Here is a 23,174-nt window from a genome sequence, read left to right on the forward strand (position 1 = left end):
ATGGTCGGGCCCACGGACCATGAGAGACGATGCACTCGCGTATCCACGACGATCCCGTATTCGATACAACAGTGTATCGATGGCATACTGGGGAGTCACGCGAGGGCAGGGCACGATGACGGGGAACCGTGAGATCTTGACCACCCCACCGCCCCGACCGACGCGCCTGAGCCACCGAGGAGCCATGACCGATCTGTTCGAACCGCTGCCCGAGTCCGCGAGCACCCGGCGCAAGGAGAACACCCGCACCAAGCTGGTACGGGCCTCCCTCGACGTCTTCGTCGAGAAGGGCATCGACGGCGCAACGGTCGACGACCTCGTGCGGGCCGCCGGGTTCACCCGCGGCGCCTTCTACTCGAACTTCTCCACCAAGGAGGAGGTCTTCTCGGCACTGTTCGCCTCGGTCACCGAGGAGATGCTCGAGATCGCGAACACGTCCGTGGCCTCCGCGCTCACCGCCGCCCACGCCGGCGGGAGCGCCGCTGGGAGCCTCTCCCAGATCGACGACGCCACGATCATGGTCGCGGTGTTCGAGGGGATCCGACCCTTCGGCCGCCAGTGGTACCTGCTCTACTCCGACGCCATCGCGCGCTCTCTGCGCGACGAGACGATGCGGGCGGAGCTGGCCGTGCAGCGCGAACGCCTGCGCGACGAGATCGGCAAGCTGCTCAGTGCGCACATGGAGGAGAACGGCGATCGCCCCCTCCTGCCTCCCGAGGACCTCGCCCAGCTGCTGGTGGGAGTCTTCGTCGATCTCATGGTGCGGGAGCAGATGGACGGCCGCGACGTCACCGAGCTCGCTGCGACCACGATCCTTGGCACGCTGCGTGCCTTCGTGGAGCCCCGCGCGCACTGATCACGCCGATCGTCCGCCGTGCCCGTTTCGTCGCGACACGCCGCAATGGACAGGTGTCGCCCCCCAGAGAAAGGCGTCTCTGCGTACGGTGGGCGTGGTGTGGCGTCCGTCGCACTGTGCTTCCCTCTTCCCCAGGAGACACGTATGCGTCCCTACCGTGCACGCCATCTCGACCCTCCTCCCGGCCCCGACACCGCACCCGACTCCGCCCCCGGCGCCTCACGACGCTCCGTCCTGCGAGGGGGTGTCCTGGGCGCTGCGGCGCTGAGCACGGGCACCGCCGCCGTGATGGCCCCGGCCGCGAACGCCGCCGGCCTCTACGGCCAGGACGTCTCCGGCTGGCAGGGAGAGGTCGACTGGGCCGCGCAGGTCGAGCTCGGCTCCCGCTTCGCCTATGTCAAGGCCACCGAAGGCCGTTCGTACCGCAGCCCGGCCTTCAACCAGCAGTACAGCGGAGCCGGCGCTGCGGGCATGGTCCGCGGCGGCTACCACTTCGCCCGGCCCGATTCCGGCGGCCCCGAGGAGCAGGTCGACTTCTTCCTCAACAACGGCGGGGGATGGTCCGATGACGGCATCACCTTGCCGGGCATGCTCGACCTCGAGTCCTACTCGGGCCTGCCCCGGGACTACGGGTTGAGCCAGCAGGAGATGCGGGACTGGATCATGGCGTTCTCGAACCGCTACCGCGACAGCGTCGGACGCCGTCCGGTCCTCTACACGAGCCTGCACTGGTGGAACGACGTGGTGGGGGACTGGACCCCGGTCAACTCCCCGCTGTTCCTCGCGTCGTACAGCAGCAGCGCACCGACCACCCTCCCAGGCCGCTGGTGGGCCCACGAGATCTGGCAGTACTCCGATTCGGGCCCCTTCGCCGGGGACTCGAACCTCTGGCACGGCTCCGAGTCCCAGTTCGAGAGCTTCGTCGCCGATGCGGACTACCACGCGATCGGCATCTGAGCCGACCGCGCGCCGCGCGATCCGCGAGGGGCCGGGTCCTCGTCACGCCGACGGGGGCCCGGCCCTCGGCATGCCCGGCACACTGTGTAACCTGCCCCGGTGAACACACCCAGAACACCCACCCCGCGCACCGCTCCGACCTCTGGAGGCCCGGCCGGCGCCGTCTACGCCGACCGGGGAACCTCTCACTTCGACATCCTCCTCGCCGCCATGGTCACCGTGGTCGTGCTGTCCGGGATCGGCGCAGCGAAGGGCGTCAGCTTCGGGACGGTTCCCGGCACCGGCTTCGAGATCCTCACCGACGGCGGATTCTTCCTCTTCCCCCTCGCCTACGTGCTCGGAGACATCGTCACCGAGCTGTACGGCCCGCGCGCCGCCCGCCGCGCGATCCTCACCTCCTTCGCCGTGAGCATCCTGGCCTCGATCTGCTATCAGGTGATCATCGCCCTGCCGCCGTTCCCGGACGACTACGGCCTGGCCAAGCAGGAGGCCCTTGAGCTCGCCCTGGGGCCCGTCTGGATCGTGGTGCTCGCCGGCCTGGCCGGCTTCCTCGCCGGGCAGACCCTGAACTCCCTGGTGGTCAGCCGCATGAAGCGGCGCACGGGGGAGCGGGGCCTCGTCGCCCGCCTGTTCACCTCGAGCGGCCTGGGCGAACTGGTGGACACGATCATCTTCTGCTCCATCGCCGCGACCGCGATCGGCATCACCACCCTCGAGCAGTGGGCCGAGTACACGATCCTCGGCTTCGTCTACAAGGTCGCGGTGCAGTACGCGATGATCCCGGTGACCTCCGCCGTGATCCGGTGGCTCAAGCGCACCGATCCGACCTATCAGGCACGACTGGCCGACGCGGCCACCGCCTGAGCCCGGACGTCCCCGTCCCAATCCGGGACCACCCCTTCCGTGAACGCTCACGACGTCCCTAGGATGGTCCGATCGAGCCGGGCGCGATCCGCGTGATCCGCCCGGCTCGATCCATGACCGCCTGAAAGGACCCCCGTGGCTCCCGCCGCACCTGATCCCCGACGCGATGACCACCGCGACGAACCCCTGACCTCCACCGGCTCCGTCCCCACGCAGACCGGCTCCCTCCCGACCTACACCGGGTCGATCCCCACCCAGACCGGTTCGATCCCCACCATCACCGGCGCCATCCCCGTGATGGAGGACCCCGCCGACCACGACCTCGCCCATCTCCCCACGGAGGAGGAGCTGCGTCGCACGCGCAGCAAGGTCACCGTGCTGGTGATCGTCGTGCTGACCACGCTCAGCGCGATCGGTCCGCTGGCGACCGACATGTACATCCCCGCCTTCCCGGAGGTGGCGGACGACCTCGGCACCACCGCGTCCCGGATGCAGCTCACCATCACCGCGTTCTTCCTCGGCACCGCGAGCGGCCAGATCGTCGCCGGCCCGCTCTCGGACCGGATGGGCCGGCGCGCCCCGCTGCTGATCGGCATCATCCTGTGCCTGCTGGCCTCGATCGGCTGCGCCCTGGCGCCGTCGGCCGAGATCCTGCTGGTGCTGCGCGTGATCCAGGGGATCGGCGGCGGCTTCGGCATGGTCCTGGGCCGCGCCGTGCTCATCGATCTGACCGACGGCCCCGAGCTGTTCCGGATCATGAACATCATGCAGGGCGTGGGCGGGGTGGCCCCGATCGTCGCGCCGCTGCTGGGCGGCATCATCCTGGTCTTCGGCCAGTGGCGCGAGATCTTCCTGGTCATCGCCGCGATGTCCCTGATCTCGCTGATCGGGGTGATCTTCCTGATCCCGGAGTCGTTGCCGGTCTCCAGGCGCCATGCCGGAGGATTCCGCACCTTCCTGCGCAACGTCCGCACCCTGCTGCACCGGCGCACCTTCGTCGCGTACATGCTGGTCAACGCCTTCTCGGCGTTCGCCCTGATGGCGTACGTGTCGGCGTCGTCCTTCGTGGTCCAGGAGATGCTGGGCTTCACCTCGACGGAATACTCGGTGAGCTTCGCGATCAACTCGATGGGGATGATGTCGATGTCCCTGCTCTCGGCGCGGCTGACCCGCTCCATCCATCCGCGAAAGCTCATCCGGGTGGGACTGATCGTCGTGACGCTCGCGAGCTTCTCGCTGCTGATCGGGAGCCTGTTCCTGGATACCCCGGCCTGGATCGTGCTGCCGGCGTTCTTCTTCACCGTCGCGCCGCAGGGCATGATCTTCGGCAACGGCGGCGCGCTGGCCTCGGACCAGGCCCGCGAGTTCGCCGGGACCGGCTCGGCGATGCTGGGCCTGGGCTTCTCCTTCTCGGCCTCGATCGCCGCCCCGCTGGTGGGTATCGCCGGCACCCACTCGTCGCTGCCCATGGCGATCACGATGGTCGTCGGCTGCCTGATCTCCGGGACGTTCTTCATCCTGGCCGGGCGGGGGAGCGGCACCCCGAACCCGCACACCGGCGCGGTCTGAGCTCCTGGTCGAGCCGGCCGATCCGTGCAGGTCGATAGTCGGTGGCATGCAGACCCTTCCGAACACCCCGCGCGCCGACGAGCTCACGAAGGTCGTGAGCACGCTCGCCACCTGGCAGAGGGAGGGCGCACCCCTGCAGCTGCACCCGGGGGGACATCGGCTGGCACCTGCGGCTGGGAGCCGACGCCACCGCAGCGGCGGTGCGCACCTGGAGCCGGAACGGCGAGCTCCTGGCGATCGGGATGCTCGACGGACCGGAGCTGCTGCGCCTGGCGATCGATCCGACCGTGCAGCAGGACGATGAGCTCGCACTTGTACTGGTACAAGGTCTTGCTGACCAGGGGAGAGGCGTGCTGAGAGCCAGCCCCTCGAGCCTCGAGGTTCCGAACGGAGTACGGCTGCGAGAGGCGCTGACAGCCGCCGGATGGACGACCGGCGAGGTCTGGACGCCGCTGGAGATGGACCTGGCCGAGCCTGTCGAGGATCCGGGCCTGCGCATCGAGGTCGTCGGCCCTGAGCTCGCGGGCATGCGCGCCACGGTGCACCGGGAGTCGTTCGACGGGTCACGGTTCACCGAGGAGCACTGGCGCACCCTGCGGACCGCGACGGGCGCTGGGAAATCACGCTGTCTGCTGGCGCTGGACGTCGACGGCGCGGCCGTCGCGGCGACGACGGTCTGGACGGCAGGCATGGGACGGGCCGGGCTGATCGAGCCGCTGGGCGTGGGTCGTGAGCAGCGCGGCCACGGATACGGCGCGGCGATCACGCGCGCCGGTGTCGCGATGCTGCGCGAGTTCGGTGCGTCGCGGGCACTGGTCGCCACTCCCAGCGCGAACACCGCGGCGGTCGCGACCTACGAGTCGGCGGGATTCACGGCGATGCCGCAGCGGTCGGACCTTCAGCGCCCAGAGCCGTCGCAGTCGCCCTGAGCAGGGCCGGAAGGGGTCAGCAATCCCTCCTGCGGCAACGCCGATAATGTACGTTATGTAAAGTCAGGGAAGGACGGCTCAGCACAGTCCCTCTTCCAGGCTCCCCTGTCGAGGTCCCGACTGACAGGCGGAACGCACTCAGTACGCCGCGATGACGCCGTTCCCGTCGGCCCAGGTGGCGACGAGGCGCACGGTGCCGTCGAGCCCGCCGACGGTGCGAGCGATCGTGAAGGGTTCGCCGTCCAGCAGCTCGTCGGCGCTCGGCGGCTCCTCGCCCTCGTCGACCTCGAGGCGGAGCGTCACACTCTGGGGCCTGGTCTCGACGTGCTCTCCGTCGGGCGCATGGATCTCGAGCTCCGCCTGCTCCTGCTCGCCGCAGATCGCACGCCGGAAGCAGTCCAGGACCACGTCATCGGCCAGCCCGTCGTAGACGTAGCGCTCCCCCAGCACCGAATGCTGGAGGGTGCCGACGAGGCTCGCCTCCGCGCCCTCGACGGGCTCGGCACGATAGGCCAACGGCAGGTGATAGATCGTGTCGCCGGCGCGCACCAGATGGCACTCGATGCCGACCTCGCCCGCGGGGTCGTCGAAGCGGTAGGCACCGAGCACCTCGAGCTCACCCGCCTCGCCCCAGGAGCGAGATTCGAGGAAACGATGCAGGATCTCGGGCTTGGACGGGGTGAGCTCGGCCTGATAGATGATCGCCATGGGTCCAGGCTAGCGCGGGAGGCCCCGCACCTCAGGACGGCGCCTCAGGAGCGCAGCGCGACCGTGACCGGACCGTCGCCGACCGGCGAGAACTGCAGCACAGCGGTGCCGGGGTGCAGCCGCGGGTCGCGCAGGTACTGCTCATAGAGGCCGCGCTCCGCCGCCATGTCCCCCGCATCGGCCGCGATCAGGTGCTCGGCGACCTCGTCGAGCACCGTGAGCAGCTCCTCGCCCATGGTCTCGTCGGGCGCCGGAATCGCGCCCCACCCGTCCCAGAGCAGCATCTCGTCGCCGTAGCGATGGGCCACTTCCCAGAACACCTCGGACAGCACGAAGGACTCGCCGCTGAGAGGGTGTCCGGGGGCCACACCGTACGAGGCGGCATCGAGCGTCCCCGCGCGCAGCGCACGGAACGCCTCCGCCGCGGTGAGGAACGGGGCACCGGGGCCCGTCTCCAGATCCAGCGGGTCCGACAGCAGCCCCAACCCCTGCTCGACCTCCGTGTCGACGCGTCGCCAGCGGTTCCCGTCGTGCATCTCCAGCACCACGTGGTCGCTGTGCCAGTCGGTCAGGAAGTAGTCGGCGAAGCCGACCCGGCTGCGCGTCGGCACCCTGTGATGGCGCAGGATCGAGACGGCCAGCAGCGTATGGTCCCGGCAGCAGCCCTGGAGCCGTTCGCCGATCTCCCGGGGTGCGGAGAGGGCCAGCCCGGGGTGGCGCTGCTGATCCACGGCGAGCATCTCCTCCACCCAGCGCAGGTCCACGTCGTGACGGCTGGTGGCGGGAAGATCCTCCGCCTGAGCGCGGTAATGGGCGAGCAGGTTGCGCACCACCGGCCCGATCGCCGCAGGGTCCGGGTCGACGCCGTCCAGCAGCGTCGCGAACCTCCCCGGGTCGCTCGTGGGGCCGTGACGTGCCCAGTCGGCAGGGACGGGCGGGTCCGAGAGCATCATCGCCATGGCGTCAGTATGGCCCGCGGATGGCCGTCCGTCACCGGTCCGGCAGCGTGAGCAGCTCAGGGAGATGATCGATGTGCCCCGCGTTCCCGGCATCGAGCGCGACACCGGAAGTCCGCAGGAGAACCCCGCGCACACCCGCGGCCCGCGCCGCCGCGACATCCGCCGGGCGATCGCCGACGGCGAGGCACTCCCCCGGCGCGAGATCGTGCCGCTCGAGCAACGCATGCACCATGGCCGGATCCGGCTTCCGGGCGAATCCGTCGGGCGCGCAGACCAGGTCGTCCACGGCCAGTCCGAGGGAGGCCAGGAGAGCCTCGGCGCTGTCGCGATCGCGATGCGTCGCCACCAGGTTCAGCCCGCCGGCGGCGCGCACGGCGGCCAGCACCTCCCGCGCTCCGTCCATGACCGGCGGCGGGTGGTCGACCCAGCGGGCCTTGGTGCCGTCATAGGCCGTTCGGAGATCGTGCTCGGGCAGGTCGTAGCGACGTGCGAGGGTGCTGATCGCCTCGCCGCTCGAGCGCCGTGTCAGCTGCGCGACCTCCTGGAGGAGGCTCTCCCCCGGCTCCGCGCTGATCACCGCAGCCAGTGCCCGGTCCACATCGGGATAGGTGTTCAGGAGGGTGCCTCCCAGGTCCCAGATCACTGCCTCCATGTCCGCCATTCTGACAGTGGGGCGCCGGATTCGTCGACGGGAGCGGCATCGGTGTTCACTGGTCCGGTGCCGCTGACCGACCAGATCCTCGAACTCTCCGTGCTGACCCTCGTGCTGCTCGTCGGCGCGGCCTTCGTCGCGGGCTGGGTGGACGCCGTCGTCGGCGGCGGCGGGCTGATCCAGCTGCCGGCGCTGCTCACCGCGCTCCCGGCCGACACCTCGACGTCGACCGTGCTGGGCACGAACAAGCTCGCCTCTGCCGCCGGCACGGCGGTGTCCTCCTGGACCTACGTCCGACGGATCATGCCGATCGCGGCGACCGCGATCCCCCTCGTGCTCTGCGCCCTCGCGGGCAGCGCGCTCGGGGCGGGGCTGGCGACGTTCGTCCCCAAGCCGTGGCTCTCCCCCATCGTGCTCGTCGCCCTGATCGCCGTGGGGCTCTACACCCTGCTGCGCCCGGCGATGGGACTCGTGCACGAGCCGCGCCACCATGGGCGCGGCCACGTGCTGCGCTCCGGCGGGATCGGCGCCGTGATCGGCGTGTACGACGGGATGCTCGGTCCCGGCACCGGCAGCTTCTTCATCATCGCGATGGTGGCGCTGCTCGGGTACGGGTTCCTCGAGGCCAGCGTGCACGCGAAGCTCGCGAACCTCACCACGAACATCGGGGCGCTGCTGGTGTTCGGGCTGCAGGGCGAGGTGTGGTGGGTGCTCGGCGGGGTCATGGCCGTGGCCAACGTGCTCGGCGGCTTCCTCGGGGCCCGCCTCGCGCTCCGACTCGGCTCGCGGTTCGTGCGGATCGTGTTCCTCCTCGTCACCGGAGCTCTCGCCGTGCGTCTTGCGGCGGATTCTGTGGCGCTGCTCACCTGACCCCTCTGCTCGAGCCGGGGAATAGTCCTCCACCGCAGGTCGTTGAAGAATGCGTCACCCTCGCCGCTCCTGCCTGCGGCCCGTCTGCCTGGAGGTCACCATGGATCCGACGACCCTGTTCAGCTACGAGCGCCACGTCGACTCGCGCTCGCTGCACGGACGCACCCTCGTGGTGAGCCTCGGAGCGTTCACCGATGCCGGGAACGCCCAGGACCTCATCGACGACCATCTGCTCAACACCCTCCCCAGCCGCATCGTCGGGCGCCTGGACATGGACCAGGTGTACGACTACGCGGGCCACCGCCCCGAGGTCACCCTCGAGCTCGATCACTTCGACGGCTACGAGAAGCCCGAGATCCTGCTGCACGAGGTCACCGACCCCGAGGGCGAACCGTTCTTCCTGCTCACCGGACCGGAGCCGTCCTTCCAGTGGGAGCGGGTCGCGACGTCCCTGCGGATCATCGTCGAGCAGCTGGGCATCGAGCGGACCCTGCTCGTGCAGGGCTTCCCCGCACCGGTCCCCCATACCCGCGAGCTGCCGGTGACGCGCTTCGCGGGCGATCCGGACTCCATCGAGGTCCGTCGCACGATGCCGGGCACCTTCCGCCTCCGCGCCCCGTTCACGGCGCTCCTGACGCTGCGGCTGGCCGACGCCGGCCACGACGTCGTCGGGCTCGTGGTCCACGTGCCGCAGTACCTCCACGAGATGTCCTATCCCGACGCCGCGATCGCGCTGCTCGCCGCGATCGGCCAGGAGAAGGGTCCGATGATCCCCGTCGAGGGGCTCGAAGCGCTGGCCGCGCCGGTGCGCGAGGCCGTCGCCGCCCAGATCGCCTCGCAGGAGCAGCTGCAGGAGATGGTCTCCGGTCTCGAGCAGCGCTACGACCGGATGATCACCTCGGGGGCCACCGCCGAGGTCCCGACCGCCGATGACATCGCGGCCGAGGTCGAGCGCTACCTGGCGGGGATCGCCGAGGACGGGACGATCGAGGACACGCCCGAGGACGGACCGGCCGGTCCGGACGAGACACCGGACGAGCAGGAGCCGCCCGCACAGGGCTGAGCCACCACTGATCCGTCGACCCCGTCGACAGGTCAGCGCAGAGCGACTGCCGCGCCGATGACCTCGACAGGAAGGTCCGGGTCGGCCACGGCAGTGACCTGGATGCCGGTGAGCACGACGTTCCCGGCCAGGGTGGTCATGAACGCCGTGTCCGCGGCGTCCTGCCCGGTCGCGATGCGCACCATCGAGCTCCGCGGGGCGAGATGGGTGGAGTCCACGACCGTCCAGGCCTCGTCGACCATCGCCTCGACCACCAGATGGAAGTCCATCGGACTGAGCCCGGGCGCATAGACGGAGGAGCAGCGGGCGGGTATCCCGCCCGCACGCAGGAGCGTGGCCGTGAGATGGGCGTAGTCCCGGCACACGCCCTGGCGCGAGACGTAGGTGCTCCTCGCGGAGTCCGTGATCGTGCTGGATCCGGGCACGTAGTCGAGATGCTCGTGCACCCACTGCACGACCGCGTCGACCGCCGCGTTCCCGGTGCGCCCGTCGAGGACCTCCTCCGCGATCTTCGTGAACTCGTCGACCTCGCAGTAGCGCGAGGGCCGCAGATGCAGCACCGCGTCGGCCTCGCTCGCGCTGGGAGTCCGGGCGGCCGTGACGTCGTGGGCCTCGTAGGTGATCTCGACCCGCCCCTCCGGCAGACCGGTGACCAGGTGCATCCTGCTGCCGAAACGGTCGCGGGTCTCCGTGCTCGGGTGCTCGCGGCCACCGGCGACCACGGTCAGGGACTCCTGCCGGGCAGGGGCATCGGAGACCGCGATCAGCAGGGCCACGTCGGTGCCCTCGGCGACGTCGGCCGTCATCCATGCGCGTACGTGTCTCTTCACCTCCTCAGTGTGGCATCCGCCGGCTGGCCGAGGCCCGGACGCCTTTGCCGCCGGGTGATCCGCGACATAGGCTTGTGACCCAGTCGTCATCGTCGGCATCGTCATCGTCGGCACGGTCCCTCCGGACCTGCTCGACCCCCGTGGCGCACTGCGCCGTTTCCCCGGTTCCCCGGCGCGGCACGACGGACGTCGACCTCGTACCCCCTCATACCCAGCACTCCAGGAGAACCTTCATGACCCGATCCACAGGACCCGTCGGCGTCGGCATCATCGGGGCCGGCGTGATCTCCACGCAGTACCTCGATCAGCTCACCACCTACCCGGACATCGAGCTGCGCGCCATCGGTGACCTGCGGCCCGAGGCCGCCGCCACCCGCGCGGAGGAGTACGGCATCCCGGCGCACGGACCGGCCGAGGTCGTGCTGGAGGACCCTGAGATCGAGATCGTCGTCAACCTGACGATCCCGGCGGCGCACTACGAGGTCTCCCTCAGCATCCTGGAGGCCGGCAAGCACGTCTGGACCGAGAAGCCGCTGGTCACCACGCGTGAGGACGCCCGTTCCCTGCTCGCTGCCGCACGGGAGAAGGGGCTTCGCGTCGGCGGCGCCCCGGACACGGTGCTCGGCGCGGGGGTGCAGACGGGCCTGCGGGCGCTGCGCGACGGTGAGATCGGCGAGCCGCGCTCCGCGCTCGCGCAGTTCCGCTCCCCCGGTCCGGAGTCCTGGCACCCCAATCCCGACTTCCTGTTCCAGATCGGCGCGGGCCCGCTCTTCGACATGGGCCCCTACTACCTGACCAGCCTCGTGCTCGCCCTCGGTCCCGTCACCTCGGTCTCCGCGGTCGGTTCGCAGTCCGTGCCTGCCCGCACCATCGGCTCCGGCCCGCGCGCCGGAGAAACCTTCGAGGTGGAGGTGCCCACCCGGGTGCAGGGCCTCCTGCGATTCGCGAGCGGCGCCGTCGCCGCCGTCGAGTTCTCCTTCGACGACGCCACGGGACAGCCCCATGTGCTCGAGCTCGCAGGCTCCACCGGATCCCTGTCCCTGCCCGACCCCAACGGCTTCGTCGGCGAGACCGGCAGGGCCGAGCGCGGCGACGAGGACTGGACCGAGCGGGAAGCCGTCGGCGCCGTCGGCGGCCGGGGACTCGGCACCCTCGAGATGGCCCGGGCCCTGCGCGCGGGTCGCCCCCACCGCCTCACCGGCGACCTGGCCGGGCACGTGCTGGACATCATGATCGGTCTGGACGAGGCCTCCCGTGGCGACGGCTCCGCGGCGATCGACTCGAGCGTCGAGGTCCCGGAGCTGCTGCCCGAGGACTTCGACCCTCTCGCCGCGACCCTGTGAGGCGCTGACCCTGACACCGGGCACGCTGACCGCTCGACCGCCTGACTTTCTGACCGTCTGACCGCTCCCCGACCCCAGGAGACCGATGTGGCCACTGTGCCCCGCCTGCCCGCAGACCGCCCGCTCGGCGTCGCCCTGATCGGCTACGCCTTCATGGGGCGAGCCCACTCCCAGGCCTGGCGCACCGTCGGCGCTGCCTTCGAGGTGCCCGAGATCGCCCGACGCGTGATCGTGGGCCGCGACGAGGACGCGGTCGCCGCCGCGGCCCGACGCCTGGACTGGGAGGAGCACGCCACCGACTGGCGTGAGGTCATCACCCGCGACGACATCGACATCGTCGACATCTGCACCCCCGGCTTCCTCCACGCCGAGATCGCGATCGCGGCCCTCGACGCGGGCAAGCACGTGCTGTGCGAGAAGCCGCTGGCCAATGACACCGCCGAGGCGGAGGCCATGGTCGCCGCGGCCGAGGCGGCCACTGCGCGGGGCCAGATCGCCGCTCTCGGCTTCACCTACCGCCGGGTCCCGGCGCTCGCCCTGGCCCAGCAGCTCGTGGCCGCCGGCAAGCTGGGCACGATCCGTCAGGCCAAGGCCGCCTACCTGCAGGACTGGCTGGTGGACGACGAGGCCGGCATGTCGTGGCGGCTGCGCCGGGAGACCGCCGGTTCCGGCGCGCTCGGCGACATCGCCTCCCATGCGATCGACCAGATCCAGTTCCTCACCGGCCAGCGGGCCACCGCCGTGCGGGGGCGCCTGGCGACCATGGTCCCCCAGCGCCCGGGCGAGGACGGGCTCGAGGATGTCACCGTGGACGACGCCGCCTGGGCGACCCTCGAGCTGGATGGCGGGGGGATCGGTTCCGTCGAGGTCTCCCGCATGGCGACCGGGGCGAAGAACCGGCTGACCGTCGATCTCTTCGGGACCCGGGGCGCGCTGCGCTTCGACCTCGAGAGCCCCAACGAGCTCTGGTACCTCGACGCCACCGTGCCGGTCGCCGAGCAGGGCTTCACCCGGGTGCTGGTCACGGAGCCCGAGCATCCGTATCTCGAGGCCTGGTGGCCGCAGGGGCACGTGCTGGGCTGGGAGAACGCCTTCACCAACCAGGCCCGCGATCTGCTGCTCGCGATCCGCGACGAGGACGCCGCCTACTCGCCCGGCTTCGCCGAGGGGCTCGCTCTGCAGCGCGTGCTCGACGCGATCATCGCGTCCGACGCCGCGGACGGCGCCGGCGTCGCCCTCTGACCTGCGGCCACGACACCGCACCCTCTGACCCTTTCTGATCCCCTCGACCCGCACCAACGCTCACCGCTGAGAAGGAGCATCTCCACCATGTCCCACCCGCACACCCTGTTCACCGGGCAGTGGCTCGACCTCACCCTCGACGAGGTCGCCGCCCATGCCGCGTCCATCGGCTACGACGGACTCGAGATCTGCGTGGGCGGCGAGCACCTCGACGCCTCCCGTTGGGACGACGAGTCCTACATCGCCGAGCGTCTGGGCATCCTCGACAAGCACGGCCTGAAGTGCTGGGCGATCTCGAACCACTTCAAGGGCCAGGCGATCTGCGACGACCCGATCGACTTCCGTCACCAGGCGATCGTCGGCTCCGCGATCTGGGGCGACGGAGATCCCGAGGGCGTGCGCGGGCGTGCGACGGAGGACATGAAGAACACCGCCCGCCTCGCGCAGAAGCTCGGGGTGGACACCGTCATCGGCTTCACCGGCTCGAAGATCTGGAAGTACGTGGCGATGTTCCCGCCGGTGTCCCAGGAGGTCATCGACGAGGGCTACCAGGACTTCGCCGACCGGTGGAACCCGATCCTCGACGTCTTCGACGAGTGCGGCGTGCGTTTCGCGCATGAGGTGCACCCGTCCGAGATCGCCTACGACTACTGGACCACCCAGCGCACCCTCGAGGCGATCGGCCACCGCCCTGCCTTCGGCCTGAACTGGGATCCCTCCCACTTCATGTGGCAGGACATCGACCCCGTCTCCTTCATCACCGATTTCGCCGACCGCATCTACCACGTGGACTGCAAGGACATCCGGGTGCGCATCACCGGGCGCAACACGCGCCTGGGCTCGCATCTGGCCTGGGGCGACCCTCGGCGCGGCTGGGACTTCGTCTCCTTCGGGCGCGGGGACGTCCCGTGGGATGCCGCATTCCGCGCGCTGCGGCACATCGGCTACGAGGGCCCGATCTCCATCGAGTGGGAGGATGCGGGCATGGACCGTCTCCACGGGGCGAAGGAAGCCCTGGCCACACTCGAGGGACTCGACTATCCCGTCGCCCAGGGCTCCTTCGACGACGCCTTCAGCAACCAGGAGTGATCGCATGAGCGCAGCAGGTGCCCAGGAACGTGCAGAGTTCGCCGCGAGCTTCCTCGAGCTCGGTCAGGACGCGCCGACAATCCTGCCGGGATGGGACGCTCCGGACCTCCTGGAGCACCTGCTGATGCGGGAGAGCCTCCCCCACCTCATGGTCGGTTCGGCGCTGCCCGGACCCCTCGGTCGGCGCGCCGTCCGGGCCCGGGAGGATCTGCGGGCCACGCCGTGGGAGCAGCTCGTGGAGCGGTTCCGCGCCGGGCCCGGGCGTCTCTCCCCCGCCGGGACCATGGATTCCCTCAGCGGTGACGGCGAGCTGCTGATCCATCATGAGGATCTGCGCCGTGCCCAGGACGGCTGGGAGCCCCGGCGACTCTCCGCCGCGCAGGAGGCGTCGGCGTGGAAGGCGCTCGGGCTGCTGTCCCGGGTCGTCCTCCGCGTCCCGGTCGACGTCACGCTGGTCTCGTCGCGCGGTGGACTGCTGCGGCGGGCACGGCGCTCCGCCGGGAGCGTGCGGGTGCACGGCGAGCCGCTCGAGCTGCTGCTGTGGGCCTCCGGGCGCGATGACGTGGCCCGGGTGAGGATCCACGGCGACCAGGCCGGGCAGCAGGCCCTGCGCGAGGGCCGACGGGGACTCTGACCTCCTGACGACCGTGCGCGGGACGTGCCTGGCGTCGTCTCCGCCGCGCTTGAGTCAGCCGCGCTCGAGCAGGAACAGGCGCGGATGGTGCCCCTTCTGGAAGAACCGGTGCTCCTCGATCGGGCGCCAGCCGCTGGAAGATTCCTCGAGCACGCGCTGCATCCGCGTGATCTCGTGCGTGAGCACACCCATCCGCGCCTGCGGCGCGGCCAGCTGTGCGGCCCGGGCGAGGAGATCCGCGAGCAGCTGCTCGTTGCTCTCGTGCTCCCCATGGAGGGTTCCCCAGGGCGGGTTGGTGAGGATCCGGGTGAAGCCGGGATCGATCTCGGCGGTCAGGACGTCCCCGGCGATCCAGTCGATCCTCCCCTTGCGGCGGGCGGCGCGCTGGTGCTGCTGCGCGGCCTCGATGGCGGACGGGTCCAGATCCACGCCGAGCGCACGAGCGGGAACCACGTCATGGAGCTGCTCGATGAGGAACGTCCCGGACCCGCAGGTCATGTCGAGCACGCTGTCCTCGCTCCCCACCTCGAGCAGGTCCAGGACGGTCGCGGCGATCGTGCCGTTGACCGCGCCCGGGTAGTTGACCGTGCGCCACGGCCTGGTCGACAGAGGGCGCGGGGTGGTCCGCAGCAGGATCTGCCAGGTGTGCTCGGGGACGCCGCGGCGCACCCGCACGACCAGGTCCCCGTCCTCGGAGACCTCCACCCCGGCCAGCTCCGCAATCGCCTCCGCGATGCGACGCATGTCCGGGGTCTGCGACCCCGCCGCCTCGAGCCGGAGGCCGTGGAAGCGCTGGCGGGGACGCTGCCGGCCGATGTCCGCCAGGAGCTCCGCGAGCTGCTGCTGCACGGAGGTCTCGAGCAGCTCCCGCGGCCGCCGGGCAGGGACGGTGAGCCCCGAGGAGGCGGCCACCACCCGGCGCAGACCCCGCACGCCGTCGAGGTCGTCCGTGACGAGGGACAGCTCCGTGGGAGTGACCTGACGGGCCGGGCCCAGCCGGCCGGCCTCCTCCAGGGCGCTGTCTCCGCAGCCGTCGAGCACCTCCAGCACGAGCTCATGCGTGATCTGCGACATCGTCTCCTCCTCCTCGGCGGGTTCTGCACACGATTCACGCAGGTTACCGCCCGTGGCGTGCTCGATGATCAGGCTCGGGTCGGTAGACTCGTCCTGTGTTCATCGTGAGTGTGTGTTCCCTGAAGGGCGGCGTCGGCAAGACGTCCGTGACCCTGGGCCTGGCTTCTGCCGCCCTGCATCAGGAGGTGAACACTCTCGTCATCGACCTGGACCCTCAAGGCGATACGACGCTGGGGTTGCTGGGCGAGCCCGCCTCCACCGTCGACATCGCCGAGGTGCTCTCCTCGCCGCGCACCGAGACCATCGACAGGTCGATCCTGCCCACGCCGTGGTCCACCGGTGCGGCCTCCCATCTGGACATGATCCCCGGCTCGAGCCGCTCCTCGGTGATGGACTCCCCCGCACCGAGCGCGAAGGACGCGCGTCGTCTGCATGAGGCGCTGGACAAGCGCACCCACCAGTACGACCTGGTGCTGATCGACTGCCCGCCGTCGCTGAACGGGCTCACCCAGATGGCGCTCGCCGCCTCGGATCGGGCCCTCGTCGTCGCCGAGCCCGGATTCTTCGCGGTCACCGCCGCCGATCGTGCCCTCAAGCTCGCCACCGAGATGCACGAGGCAGGCACCGCTCCGCGGCTGCAGCCCCTCGGGCTCGTGGTCAACCGCTACCGGCCCCGCTCGGTCGAGCACCAGTACCGCCTGGCCGAACTGCGGGACCTCTTCGGGGACGCCGTGCTCGAGCCGGTCATCGAGGAGCGTGTGGGTCTGCAGCAGGCGCAGGGCGGCGCAGTCCCGCTCCACCGGTACGAAGGCGCATCCGGCAAGAGGCTGACCGAGGACTTCGACGCACTGCTGAAGACCGTGCTCGAGTCGCGCCAGCACTCCTGAGCTCCCCCGCACTCGTGAACGCTCGAGGGCGGCGGCGATCTCCGTCCGCGCACTCTCGTCGCTGCACCGGGTTCAGAGCCACTGGGAGACACAGAAACGGCGAGTCCCTTCCCGGGGCTCGCCGTCGTGCTGTGAGGAAGGCTGCTGCTCAGCCGGCCTGGCGGGAGCGGCGGCGGGCCGCCAGCTCGTCCTGCAGGGCGAGTGCCGCGTCGTCGGCGGGGTTCACGCCGGGCAGCACGGCCAGGTCGTTCTCGACCTCGCGCCAGACACGGCCCACGGCGATGCCGAACACGCCCTGCCCGCCCTGGACCAGGTCGAAGACGTCCTCGGCGGACGTGCATTCATACACCGAGGCTCCGTCGCTCATGAGCGTGATCCCGGCGAGGTCGTCGCTGCCGCGCTCACGCAGAGCATTCACGGCCACACGGATCTGCTGGAGGGAGACGCCGGTGTCGAGGAGGCGCTTGACCACCTTCAGCACGAGGATGTCGCGGAAGCCGTAGAGGCGCTGGCTGCCGGAGCCGGATGCCGCCCGCACTCCGGGCTCCACCAGGCCGGTCCGGGCCCAGTAGTCCAGCTGGCGGTAGGTGATGCCGGCGGCCTTGCAGGCAGCAGGACCGCGGTAGCCGAGCTCGCCGGGGGTGTCCACGACATCGTCGAAGAGAACACCCTGCACGGGTTCAGCGGGCACGGTCGATTGTCCAGTGCGATCCTCACCAGGTGAGACGTTCACAGCTACCTCCGGGTTCCGGCTCTCCGAGGGGGAAGGTGAGAGCACTCCCCCCACAGTAGCGTGTCCCTGCCGCCGGTCGGCAGCAACGCGCCGCCCGGAGGTCACGGATAGATTGCGCCCCACCGGCGGGGCCTGCTGCTGTTCCTGGTCAGGAATCCCGGAGCTTCGTGCGCAGAACGGCGCTGTGCAGGGAGATCATCGACTCGCCGAGATCCCGCGCGAAGTCCTCGGCCTCCCCTCGAGCGGCAGAATCTCCTGCCCGCGTTCGCGGCTTGGCCACCGAGCCGATCATGTGCGCCTCACGCTCCGCCGAGGTCCGCAGCATCACGAGGTGGCGCGGATGGAGGCCCTCCTCCGCGAGGTCGCGCGCCGAGGTGACGATCTCGAGCTCCGTGGAACCGTAGAACAGCAGACCTTCCGCGAGGAGCCCGTACTGCTCGAGCTCCTCGAGGAAACCTTCCTCCACAGCGGCCCGGCGTGCGAGCCCCCGTCGATCGAGCCGCACGGCCTGGATCGCCGAGGTCGGTCCCGGCCGGGAGGCGATCGAGGTGACCTCGGAATCGACGCCGTGCTCGAGCAGATGCTCCTTGATGACCTTGAGCGGCCAGAAGCGGTCGCGCTGGGCGCGGAGCACGAACATCAGCCGATCGACATCGTCTCGGGTGTACTTGCGATACCCCGCCGGGGTGCGCTCCGGGGTGATCAGCCCCTCGGACTCGAGGTAATGCAGTTTGGAGTGCGCGAGGTCCGGGAACTCGTCCTGCAGGGAGGCGAGCACCTGACCGATGCTCAGCCGTGCGATCCCGGACGAGTTCGGCCTGCGCTCTGCGGAGGCCGCCATCTGGTCAGGCCGTCCCGTGGAAGGGGTGGTAGGTGAGGCGGTACTTGCCGATCTGCACGTCCTGGCCGGGCTGGAGGAGCACCTCGTCGACCCGATCCTTGCCCACGTAGGTGCCGTTGAGGGATCCCAGATCCCGCACGAGGAAGCCCTCGCCCTCGCGGACGAACGCCGCATGCTTGCGGGAGACGGTGACGTCGTCGAGGAAGATCTCGCTGTTGGGGTGCCGCCCGGCGAGGGTGGTCTCGGAGTCCAGCAGGAAGCGGGCCCCGAGGTTGGGGCCCTTCCGCACGATGAGCAGAGCGCTGCGCGGGGGCAGATTCTCGATCGCCCGACGATCCTGTGAGGAGAGTCCGGGCTCGCGGTCCTCCACCGGATCACTGGGCGAGATCGCACTCAGCTTCGATGTGTGGTCGAGATTCTCGTCGTTCCACGCGGTGTTACCGGACACTCCGCACCCCTTCCTGGCCAGCGGTGGACCCAGGTCTCTGACGATCAGGATCCAGCCCGCCCATCCTCGCATGCTCGACACGTCCGAAACGCGTATCCACACCGCACAGGCGAGGATTTGACGATCACTTGACCACCTCCGAGTGTTCCGGCTCCTTCAGCTCGGCCGTCGCCGTGACCTCCACGTCCTGCTCGGTGGCGATCGCCAGGGTGCCGCCGTCGGCCGCGACGGAGTCGGCGGCGCCCCCGGGGATCCGCAGTGCCGGTTCCATGACCTCCGGATCGCCGATCACGCGCACGGTGTACGGAGCGGCGATGACGGTGCCGTCGACCAGGAGACGCCCGGTGGGGTCCGTCGTGATCGAGGTCGACGCCACCACCCGCACCGAGCCCAGCTGGATCACCTCCGCCCCGGCGTTGCGGAGCTCCTGGATCACTCCCAGGAGCGTGGACGCGCGCACCCCGCTGCCCGGGTCCGCGATCGACACGACGATGCCGCGCCCGTGCGCCGGGGAGGTGCCCGCGATGATCTCGAGATTGGCCAGGCGCTCCTCGGCGGCGGCCCGCGCCGCGGCGTCGTCGCCCTGGCCCGAGCGCAGCGATTCCAAGGTGCGGTCCAGCTCGGCGTTCTCCACCTCGAGGCCCGCCGCATGCCGTCCCGACTCGTCCAGGAGCCGCACCAGCTCCTGCTGGGACGCACCCTCGAGCGAGTCGTCCGTCTGCCGCAGCTGGGCGGCGATCGCGAGCCCGAGCAGCACGCACAGCAGACCCACGATCAGCTGGGACCAGGTCGCCTGCGGGCGCAGGGTGTCCCGCAGGCGGTGCCAGACGGCCTTCTGCTGCTCCGGGCTCTCCGGGATGCGGGTGCCGTCGCTCATGAGCGGAACAGCAGCCGACGGATCGCGGCCGCGTTGGAGAAGATTCGGATCCCGAGCACCACGATCACCGCGGTGGACAGCTGTGCTCCGACACCCAGCTGATCGCCGAGGAAGACGAGGAATGCCGCGATCGCGACGTTGAACAGGAACGAGGTGATGAAGACGTGCGCGTCGAAGGCTCCGTCGAGGCTCGCCCGCAGGCCCCCGGCGAGGGTGTCCAGCGCGGCGACCACCGCGATCGGGAGATAGGGCTGCAGCACGACCGGGACGTCGGGCTGGACGACGATGCCCAGGACGACGCCCACGACGAGGCCGATGATGGCGATCATTCGTAGTCCTTCATTCGGAGTCCTTCCGGGCGCCGTCCTGCGAGGCCGTGCCGTCTGCTGGGTCGATGGGATCGAGCGGGGAGGCCTCGCGCAGCGTGCCCAGCGCGCGGGCGGGGACGCTGAGCTCCGCACCGGGAGCCCACGAGGTGCGGATGCCGAAGCGGGTGGAGAGCTCGGAGAGGTAGTCCCCGCTCTCCGCCGCCTCGACACCGGACTGCAGGGCCTCGGGGTCCCCGAGCGCGGTGATCTCGTAGGGCGGGGACAGGGGCCGGAAGTCGACGAGCACCGCGGAGCCGGCGGTACGGATCGCACTGGTGGCGCTCAGCCGCTGACCGTTGATGGACACCGCCTCGGCGCCCGCGGCCCACAGCCCGTTCACGGCGATCTGCAGATCCCCGTCGGTCACATGATTGATCGTCCCCTCCTTCACCCCGGGGCTCGCGGGCAGCGGGGCGGAGTCGTCGAGGGAGAGCACCACCCCGGTGCCGCTGAGCGCGGTCCCGGCCGCGGCCACCTCGTGCGCCCGCAGCCGCTGCGCGGCCTCGGAGTCGGTGCCGTCCAGGACGGTCTCCTGGGCTGCGGCGATGTCACTCTCGAGACTTCCCTGCCGTGCTTCCAGCGTGTCGATGTCCCCACGGCTGTCGAGCACCTCCTGCTTGAGGAGCGCACGCGGATTGTCGTCCGCGGCGGCGTCCCGCCGCAGTTCCGTGACGGCCACGGCGACCGCGAAGCCGAGCAGGAGGGCGAGCAGAACCGTGATGGTGCGGGTGATCCGGTTGTCCGGCGGCGCCTCTTCCGCCCAGGACGGGTCCTCGTCGCGCAGGGTGTCCACGTCGTAGGGGTTCGCGGTCAGGGCGCGCAGGAGCGAGGTCGGCGAGTAGGGGGTCTCGCCGTGGGGTGTCGACCGCCGCGGAGCACGCATATCAGCAGGGTAGTGCCGGAAGTCCCGGGCCGCGCTCAGACCCGCGGGATCTCGGGCATCAGGTCGGCTCGTCGCAGGAGGTCGGCGAAATCGGTGCGGCCGACGTCGGGAGCGCTCGGGGCCCGGGCGAGGACGAGGAATCTGCTGATGCTCAGGGAGAGCGGCGCGGCAGGCAGCTCCTGGGCGAGCGCCTCGAGCTCGCGTCGACGATGGTCCGGATCGAGCCCGTCGGAGCCGTCGGGCTCCTGCCACGCGACGCGACGGAGGTAGCCGAGCAGGCTCTCCACGTCGTCGAACCGGACGGTGCCGTGGAAGGCATCGGAGCGCTCCACGGTCAGGCCGGCCCGCGTGAGGTCGTGCACCGCGCGCTCCAAGGTGGCCCCGGGGTACGGCGGCTCGGCGACGAAGGCGCCGTCGAGCTCGCACAGATCATCCCCGCCGACCTGCTGGGTGAGGAAGGTGCCGCCGGGGGCGAGCACCCGGGCCACCTCCCGGGGGTCGTAGGACTCCTGTCGGCACAGCACCAGATCGACGCTGTCCGAGGGGAACGGGAGGCGGGAGCCGTGACGGTCGAAGCCGTGGTCGTGGACCTCGATCCCCAGCGTAGCCAGGCGATCCCGAGCAACGGGGAGGTGAGACCGACGGCCCACCGTGGCGACGGTGCCCTCGGGCAGCACATCGGCCAGCGTCGCGAGGGTCTCCCCATCCCCGGTCCCGAGGTCGAGGACCCGGTCCGACATCGGGGCGAGGTTCCCCACCAGCGTGATCCAGCTCCACGGGAGCTCCTGCTCGCCGGGAACCTCGCGGTCGCACTGCCGCGTCGGATCCTCGGACATCGGTCCCCTCCTGCGATTCGGGAAACTCGGCCACGGTGCCGGCACGGAAACGATGTGGTGCCGGTCACCGCCCCACTCTGCCACGCGCTCCCCGGCCCAGGCTCGCGACAGCATGGGATTCCGAGCCGGTTCGGCGGAGTGCCGCAGGTCACGCCCGTCTCAATTGGCTCCCAGGGCATGGGGCGGGGTAGGGTTATCCACGGTCCTCCGGTGACGGAGGGTTTCGGGCTGTGGCGCAGTTTGGTAGCGCACCTGACTGGGGGTCAGGGGGTCGCAGGTTCAAATCCTGTCAGCCCGACAAATGCCCTGGTGAGAACAAGTTTCTCACCAGGGCATTGTCTTTTTTAGCCGCGATGTGACCGCTAGAGTGACCGCTAGAGTCGCGCCGGCTGGAGACCGCACGAGCACGGGGTCACCATCACGTTGGCGATCGACCTTCGAGTGCCGCACCTGGACCAAGGGCGCGCGGGGCGAGCACAGAACGGGGCCGGCTGGTGGCCAGGGCCAGAGTCTCCCCCATGTTCTCTCGCCGCGACTCAAGACCAGGCAGGCCGTCTCGCCCGTCGCAAGTCTGCCCTTCCCGTCGGAGCTCCCACGTGGGGAAGAACTGCGGCGGTGTCGGCACGGCCACTCTCGGCTGCCCAGGCATCGATAGCGCTGCGCCCTCACGGGTCATCCACTGGGTCACCTCCCACGTGCGGCTCGAAGTGCCCCTGCACCGCGGCTACCAGTCAGGGCGAGCTGGACCAACGCCGCGGTGGGAAACCATCCCGCTGCACCGAAACGCATATTTAGCCGTGCGGGCACCATCTGCGGAGTGCTCGAGTTCTATGCGTCAGGCTCCTCCAGCTGATTGCTGAAGAGGTGTCCGGCCCTCTGTTAATGGATTTCGTATGACACGTGAACTCAACGTCCGATAATGGGTGTTACCGGACATTGAATGATCCTGAAGAGTCTGCCGGCGTGGATTCCACACTTTCTGACCTCCACCATACGTGGTGCGACGGTCACATTCTGCGGCACACTCACTTCGAAGCCATCACGCAGAAAGTGTCTGCTGCTCGAATTGGCGATTCGGGTATGGAATGCTTTGTTGATGCCCATAGTCCGCAGCACCAAGCCGAATCCCGACGAGCAGATCCCGGTCGCTCTCGCCGCGCGCATCGTCGGCATCGATCGCTCCTCCCTGGCGCACCTGGTTGATCACGGGCTCGTGCCCCGCCTCGACGTCGACGCCGTACGAGCGTTGGCCACCAGTGGCGAGGTCGTGGCGAAGAGCTCCGAGTCGCCGAGCCCTCTCGTCATCCGCCTGGATGTCAACCCCGCCGTGCAGCGGATCGTGGACATGAGCGAGGACGAGCTCTCCCAGAGCGCCCAAGGACCCTATCGTCTCCCCGGGTCCTCGCTCGGCCGCGACGTGCTGCTGTGCGTGCGCTCATTCGTCATCGCCACGGGGACCCTCGAGGAACTGGGAGATCCGATCCCGCTGGTCACCGATCGACGAGGTCGCGACATCACCGGACGCACAGTCTCCGTCCGCATCACTCACCGACTGGGCGTTCTCACCTCTCGGCCTACGAAGGCGGTCGAGGATGCTCGGTGGCTCGGCCGGCGCGCCCGTGTCGGCACCGGTGGCGCAGTGCTGCCCCTGAAGTCCTAACG

The 23,174-nt window shown here is 70.1% G+C and carries 25 protein-coding genes and 1 tRNA gene; 14 read left to right on the plus strand and 12 right to left on the minus strand.

Annotation, left to right across the window (positions count from 1 at the left end):
- Window positions 1–184: 184 nt before the first annotated feature.
- From ACT3T5_RS05060 to ACT3T5_RS05080, 5 genes are all read left to right on the plus strand, one after another.
- On the plus strand, window positions 185–856 hold the full coding sequence (locus ACT3T5_RS05060; protein ID WP_444593749.1) for a TetR/AcrR family transcriptional regulator: 672 nt from the start codon (window positions 185–187) through the stop codon (window positions 854–856).
- A 144-nt stretch (window positions 857–1,000) separates the two neighbouring features.
- On the plus strand, window positions 1,001–1,813 hold the full coding sequence (locus tag ACT3T5_RS05065; RefSeq protein ID WP_444593750.1) for a GH25 family lysozyme: 813 nt from the start codon (window positions 1,001–1,003) through the stop codon (window positions 1,811–1,813).
- Window positions 1,814–1,912: 99 nt separating this feature from the next.
- Window positions 1,913–2,677, plus strand: a complete 765-nt coding sequence (locus ACT3T5_RS05070; RefSeq protein ID WP_444593751.1) for a queuosine precursor transporter — start codon at window positions 1,913–1,915, stop codon at window positions 2,675–2,677.
- Window positions 2,678–2,812: 135 nt separating this feature from the next.
- Window positions 2,813–4,246, plus strand: coding sequence for a multidrug effflux MFS transporter (locus ACT3T5_RS05075; protein WP_444593752.1), 1,434 nt, complete (start codon window positions 2,813–2,815; stop codon window positions 4,244–4,246).
- A 200-nt stretch (window positions 4,247–4,446) separates the two neighbouring features.
- Window positions 4,447–5,175, plus strand: a complete 729-nt coding sequence (locus tag ACT3T5_RS05080) for a GNAT family N-acetyltransferase (protein WP_444576828.1) — start codon at window positions 4,447–4,449, stop codon at window positions 5,173–5,175.
- A gap of 138 nt (window positions 5,176–5,313) precedes the next feature.
- Here the strand turns inward: ACT3T5_RS05080 and ACT3T5_RS05085 are convergent, their stop codons facing one another.
- Genes ACT3T5_RS05085 through ACT3T5_RS05095 form a run of 3 tightly spaced genes read right to left on the minus strand, consistent with a single transcriptional unit; the run spans window position 5,314 to window position 7,494 of the window.
- Window positions 5,314–5,883, minus strand: a complete 570-nt coding sequence (locus ACT3T5_RS05085; protein WP_444576827.1) for a maltokinase N-terminal cap-like domain-containing protein — start codon at window positions 5,881–5,883, stop codon at window positions 5,314–5,316.
- A gap of 44 nt (window positions 5,884–5,927) precedes the next feature.
- Window positions 5,928–6,842, minus strand: coding sequence for a hypothetical protein (locus ACT3T5_RS05090; protein ID WP_444593753.1), 915 nt, complete (start codon window positions 6,840–6,842; stop codon window positions 5,928–5,930).
- A gap of 31 nt (window positions 6,843–6,873) precedes the next feature.
- Window positions 6,874–7,494, minus strand: coding sequence for an HAD-IA family hydrolase (locus ACT3T5_RS05095; RefSeq protein ID WP_444576825.1), 621 nt, complete (start codon window positions 7,492–7,494; stop codon window positions 6,874–6,876).
- A 66-nt stretch (window positions 7,495–7,560) separates the two neighbouring features.
- Between ACT3T5_RS05095 and ACT3T5_RS05100 the strand changes: the two genes are divergently transcribed.
- On the plus strand, window positions 7,561–8,364 hold the full coding sequence (locus ACT3T5_RS05100) for a TSUP family transporter (protein WP_444593754.1): 804 nt from the start codon (window positions 7,561–7,563) through the stop codon (window positions 8,362–8,364).
- A 100-nt stretch (window positions 8,365–8,464) separates the two neighbouring features.
- Window positions 8,465–9,427: a PAC2 family protein gene (locus ACT3T5_RS05105; protein WP_444576823.1), complete on the plus strand. Its 963-nt coding sequence runs from the start codon at window positions 8,465–8,467 to the stop codon at window positions 9,425–9,427.
- A 32-nt stretch (window positions 9,428–9,459) separates the two neighbouring features.
- Here the strand turns inward: ACT3T5_RS05105 and ACT3T5_RS05110 are convergent, their stop codons facing one another.
- Complete coding sequence (locus tag ACT3T5_RS05110; protein ID WP_444576822.1) at window positions 9,460–10,257, minus strand: transglutaminase-like domain-containing protein; 798 nt, start codon at window positions 10,255–10,257, stop codon at window positions 9,460–9,462.
- 233 nt (window positions 10,258–10,490) lie between these two features.
- Between ACT3T5_RS05110 and ACT3T5_RS05115 the strand changes: the two genes are divergently transcribed.
- From ACT3T5_RS05115 to ACT3T5_RS05130, 4 genes are all read left to right on the plus strand, one after another.
- A complete protein-coding gene (locus ACT3T5_RS05115; protein WP_444576821.1) occupies window positions 10,491–11,600 on the plus strand; it encodes a Gfo/Idh/MocA family protein in 1,110 nt (369 codons plus the stop codon).
- A 96-nt stretch (window positions 11,601–11,696) separates the two neighbouring features.
- Entirely contained in the window at window positions 11,697–12,842 is a 1,146-nt protein-coding gene (locus ACT3T5_RS05120; protein ID WP_444576979.1) for a Gfo/Idh/MocA family protein, read from the plus strand.
- Between the two features lie 87 nt (window positions 12,843–12,929).
- Window positions 12,930–13,931: a sugar phosphate isomerase/epimerase family protein gene (locus ACT3T5_RS05125; RefSeq protein WP_444576820.1), complete on the plus strand. Its 1,002-nt coding sequence runs from the start codon at window positions 12,930–12,932 to the stop codon at window positions 13,929–13,931.
- Window positions 13,932–13,935: 4 nt separating this feature from the next.
- Entirely contained in the window at window positions 13,936–14,565 is a 630-nt protein-coding gene (locus tag ACT3T5_RS05130) for a TIGR03085 family metal-binding protein (protein ID WP_444576819.1), read from the plus strand.
- A gap of 54 nt (window positions 14,566–14,619) precedes the next feature.
- On the opposite strand, the gene ACT3T5_RS05135 is transcribed toward ACT3T5_RS05130, so the two are convergent.
- Window positions 14,620–15,639, minus strand: coding sequence for a methyltransferase (locus ACT3T5_RS05135; RefSeq protein ID WP_444593755.1), 1,020 nt, complete (start codon window positions 15,637–15,639; stop codon window positions 14,620–14,622).
- Window positions 15,640–15,734: 95 nt separating this feature from the next.
- On the opposite strand from ACT3T5_RS05135, the gene ACT3T5_RS05140 reads away from it, so the two are divergent.
- Window positions 15,735–16,526: a ParA family protein gene (locus ACT3T5_RS05140; protein ID WP_444576817.1), complete on the plus strand. Its 792-nt coding sequence runs from the start codon at window positions 15,735–15,737 to the stop codon at window positions 16,524–16,526.
- Between the two features lie 148 nt (window positions 16,527–16,674).
- On the opposite strand, the gene ACT3T5_RS05145 is transcribed toward ACT3T5_RS05140, so the two are convergent.
- The 7 genes from ACT3T5_RS05145 to ACT3T5_RS05175 all read right to left on the minus strand — a co-directional run bounded on the left by ACT3T5_RS05145 (window position 16,675) and on the right by ACT3T5_RS05175 (window position 21,512).
- Window positions 16,675–17,259, minus strand: a complete 585-nt coding sequence (locus tag ACT3T5_RS05145) for a MerR family transcriptional regulator (protein WP_444576816.1) — start codon at window positions 17,257–17,259, stop codon at window positions 16,675–16,677.
- A gap of 148 nt (window positions 17,260–17,407) precedes the next feature.
- Window positions 17,408–18,100, minus strand: coding sequence for a transcriptional regulator FtsR (gene ftsR, locus ACT3T5_RS05150; RefSeq protein WP_444576815.1), 693 nt, complete (start codon window positions 18,098–18,100; stop codon window positions 17,408–17,410).
- 4 nt (window positions 18,101–18,104) lie between these two features.
- Complete coding sequence (locus tag ACT3T5_RS05155) at window positions 18,105–18,548, minus strand: FHA domain-containing protein (protein WP_444576814.1); 444 nt, start codon at window positions 18,546–18,548, stop codon at window positions 18,105–18,107.
- A 124-nt stretch (window positions 18,549–18,672) separates the two neighbouring features.
- Window positions 18,673–19,425, minus strand: coding sequence for a DUF881 domain-containing protein (locus ACT3T5_RS05160; protein ID WP_444576813.1), 753 nt, complete (start codon window positions 19,423–19,425; stop codon window positions 18,673–18,675).
- Window positions 19,422–19,754 carry a small basic family protein gene (locus ACT3T5_RS05165; protein WP_444576812.1) on the minus strand — a complete coding sequence of 111 codons (333 nt, stop codon included), beginning with the start codon at window positions 19,752–19,754 and terminating at the stop codon, window positions 19,422–19,424. The genes ACT3T5_RS05160 and ACT3T5_RS05165 overlap by 4 nt, the downstream gene beginning before the upstream one ends.
- 10 nt (window positions 19,755–19,764) lie before the next feature.
- Window positions 19,765–20,676 carry a DUF881 domain-containing protein gene (locus tag ACT3T5_RS05170; protein WP_444593756.1) on the minus strand — a complete coding sequence of 304 codons (912 nt, stop codon included), beginning with the start codon at window positions 20,674–20,676 and terminating at the stop codon, window positions 19,765–19,767.
- Between the two features lie 35 nt (window positions 20,677–20,711).
- Entirely contained in the window at window positions 20,712–21,512 is an 801-nt protein-coding gene (locus ACT3T5_RS05175; protein ID WP_444593757.1) for a class I SAM-dependent methyltransferase, read from the minus strand.
- 224 nt (window positions 21,513–21,736) lie between these two features.
- Here ACT3T5_RS05175 and ACT3T5_RS05180 point away from each other — a divergent pair.
- Window positions 21,737–21,810: transfer RNA gene (locus ACT3T5_RS05180), tRNA-Pro, on the plus strand.
- Window positions 21,811–22,608: 798 nt separating this feature from the next.
- Complete coding sequence (locus ACT3T5_RS05185) at window positions 22,609–23,172, plus strand: hypothetical protein (protein WP_444593758.1); 564 nt, start codon at window positions 22,609–22,611, stop codon at window positions 23,170–23,172.
- Window positions 23,173–23,174: the final 2 nt, after the last annotated feature.

The sequence above is a fragment of the Brachybacterium sp. AOP3-A1-3 genome, assembly GCF_052378285.1.
In the GTDB taxonomy this organism is placed as follows: Bacteria; Actinomycetota; Actinomycetes; order Actinomycetales; family Dermabacteraceae; genus Brachybacterium.

What these genes read in the sequence shown, in the direction of transcription:
- ACT3T5_RS05060 (WP_444593749.1), top strand. Translation starts at nt 185, where the DNA reads ATGACCGATCTGTTCGAACCGCTGCCCGAGTCCGCGAGCACCCGGCGC.
- ACT3T5_RS05065 (WP_444593750.1), top strand. Translation starts at nt 1,001, where the DNA reads ATGCGTCCCTACCGTGCACGCCATCTCGACCCTCCTCCCGGCCCCGAC.
- ACT3T5_RS05085 (WP_444576827.1), bottom strand. Translation starts at nt 5,883, where the DNA reads ATGGCGATCATCTATCAGGCCGAGCTCACCCCGTCCAAGCCCGAGATC.
- ACT3T5_RS05090 (WP_444593753.1), bottom strand. Translation starts at nt 6,842, where the DNA reads ATGGCGATGATGCTCTCGGACCCGCCCGTCCCTGCCGACTGGGCACGT.
- ACT3T5_RS05095 (WP_444576825.1), bottom strand. Translation starts at nt 7,494, where the DNA reads ATGGAGGCAGTGATCTGGGACCTGGGAGGCACCCTCCTGAACACCTAT.
- ACT3T5_RS05105 (WP_444576823.1), top strand. Translation starts at nt 8,465, where the DNA reads ATGGATCCGACGACCCTGTTCAGCTACGAGCGCCACGTCGACTCGCGC.
- ACT3T5_RS05115 (WP_444576821.1), top strand. Translation starts at nt 10,491, where the DNA reads ATGACCCGATCCACAGGACCCGTCGGCGTCGGCATCATCGGGGCCGGC.
- ACT3T5_RS05125 (WP_444576820.1), top strand. Translation starts at nt 12,930, where the DNA reads ATGTCCCACCCGCACACCCTGTTCACCGGGCAGTGGCTCGACCTCACC.
- ACT3T5_RS05130 (WP_444576819.1), top strand. Translation starts at nt 13,936, where the DNA reads ATGAGCGCAGCAGGTGCCCAGGAACGTGCAGAGTTCGCCGCGAGCTTC.
- ACT3T5_RS05135 (WP_444593755.1), bottom strand. Translation starts at nt 15,639, where the DNA reads ATGTCGCAGATCACGCATGAGCTCGTGCTGGAGGTGCTCGACGGCTGC.
- ftsR (WP_444576815.1), bottom strand. Translation starts at nt 18,100, where the DNA reads ATGGCGGCCTCCGCAGAGCGCAGGCCGAACTCGTCCGGGATCGCACGG.
- ACT3T5_RS05160 (WP_444576813.1), bottom strand. Translation starts at nt 19,425, where the DNA reads ATGAGCGACGGCACCCGCATCCCGGAGAGCCCGGAGCAGCAGAAGGCC.
- ACT3T5_RS05165 (WP_444576812.1), bottom strand. Translation starts at nt 19,754, where the DNA reads ATGATCGCCATCATCGGCCTCGTCGTGGGCGTCGTCCTGGGCATCGTC.
- ACT3T5_RS05170 (WP_444593756.1), bottom strand. Translation starts at nt 20,676, where the DNA reads ATGCGTGCTCCGCGGCGGTCGACACCCCACGGCGAGACCCCCTACTCG.
- ACT3T5_RS05175 (WP_444593757.1), bottom strand. Translation starts at nt 21,512, where the DNA reads ATGTCCGAGGATCCGACGCGGCAGTGCGACCGCGAGGTTCCCGGCGAG.
- ACT3T5_RS05185 (WP_444593758.1), top strand. Translation starts at nt 22,609, where the DNA reads ATGCCCATAGTCCGCAGCACCAAGCCGAATCCCGACGAGCAGATCCCG.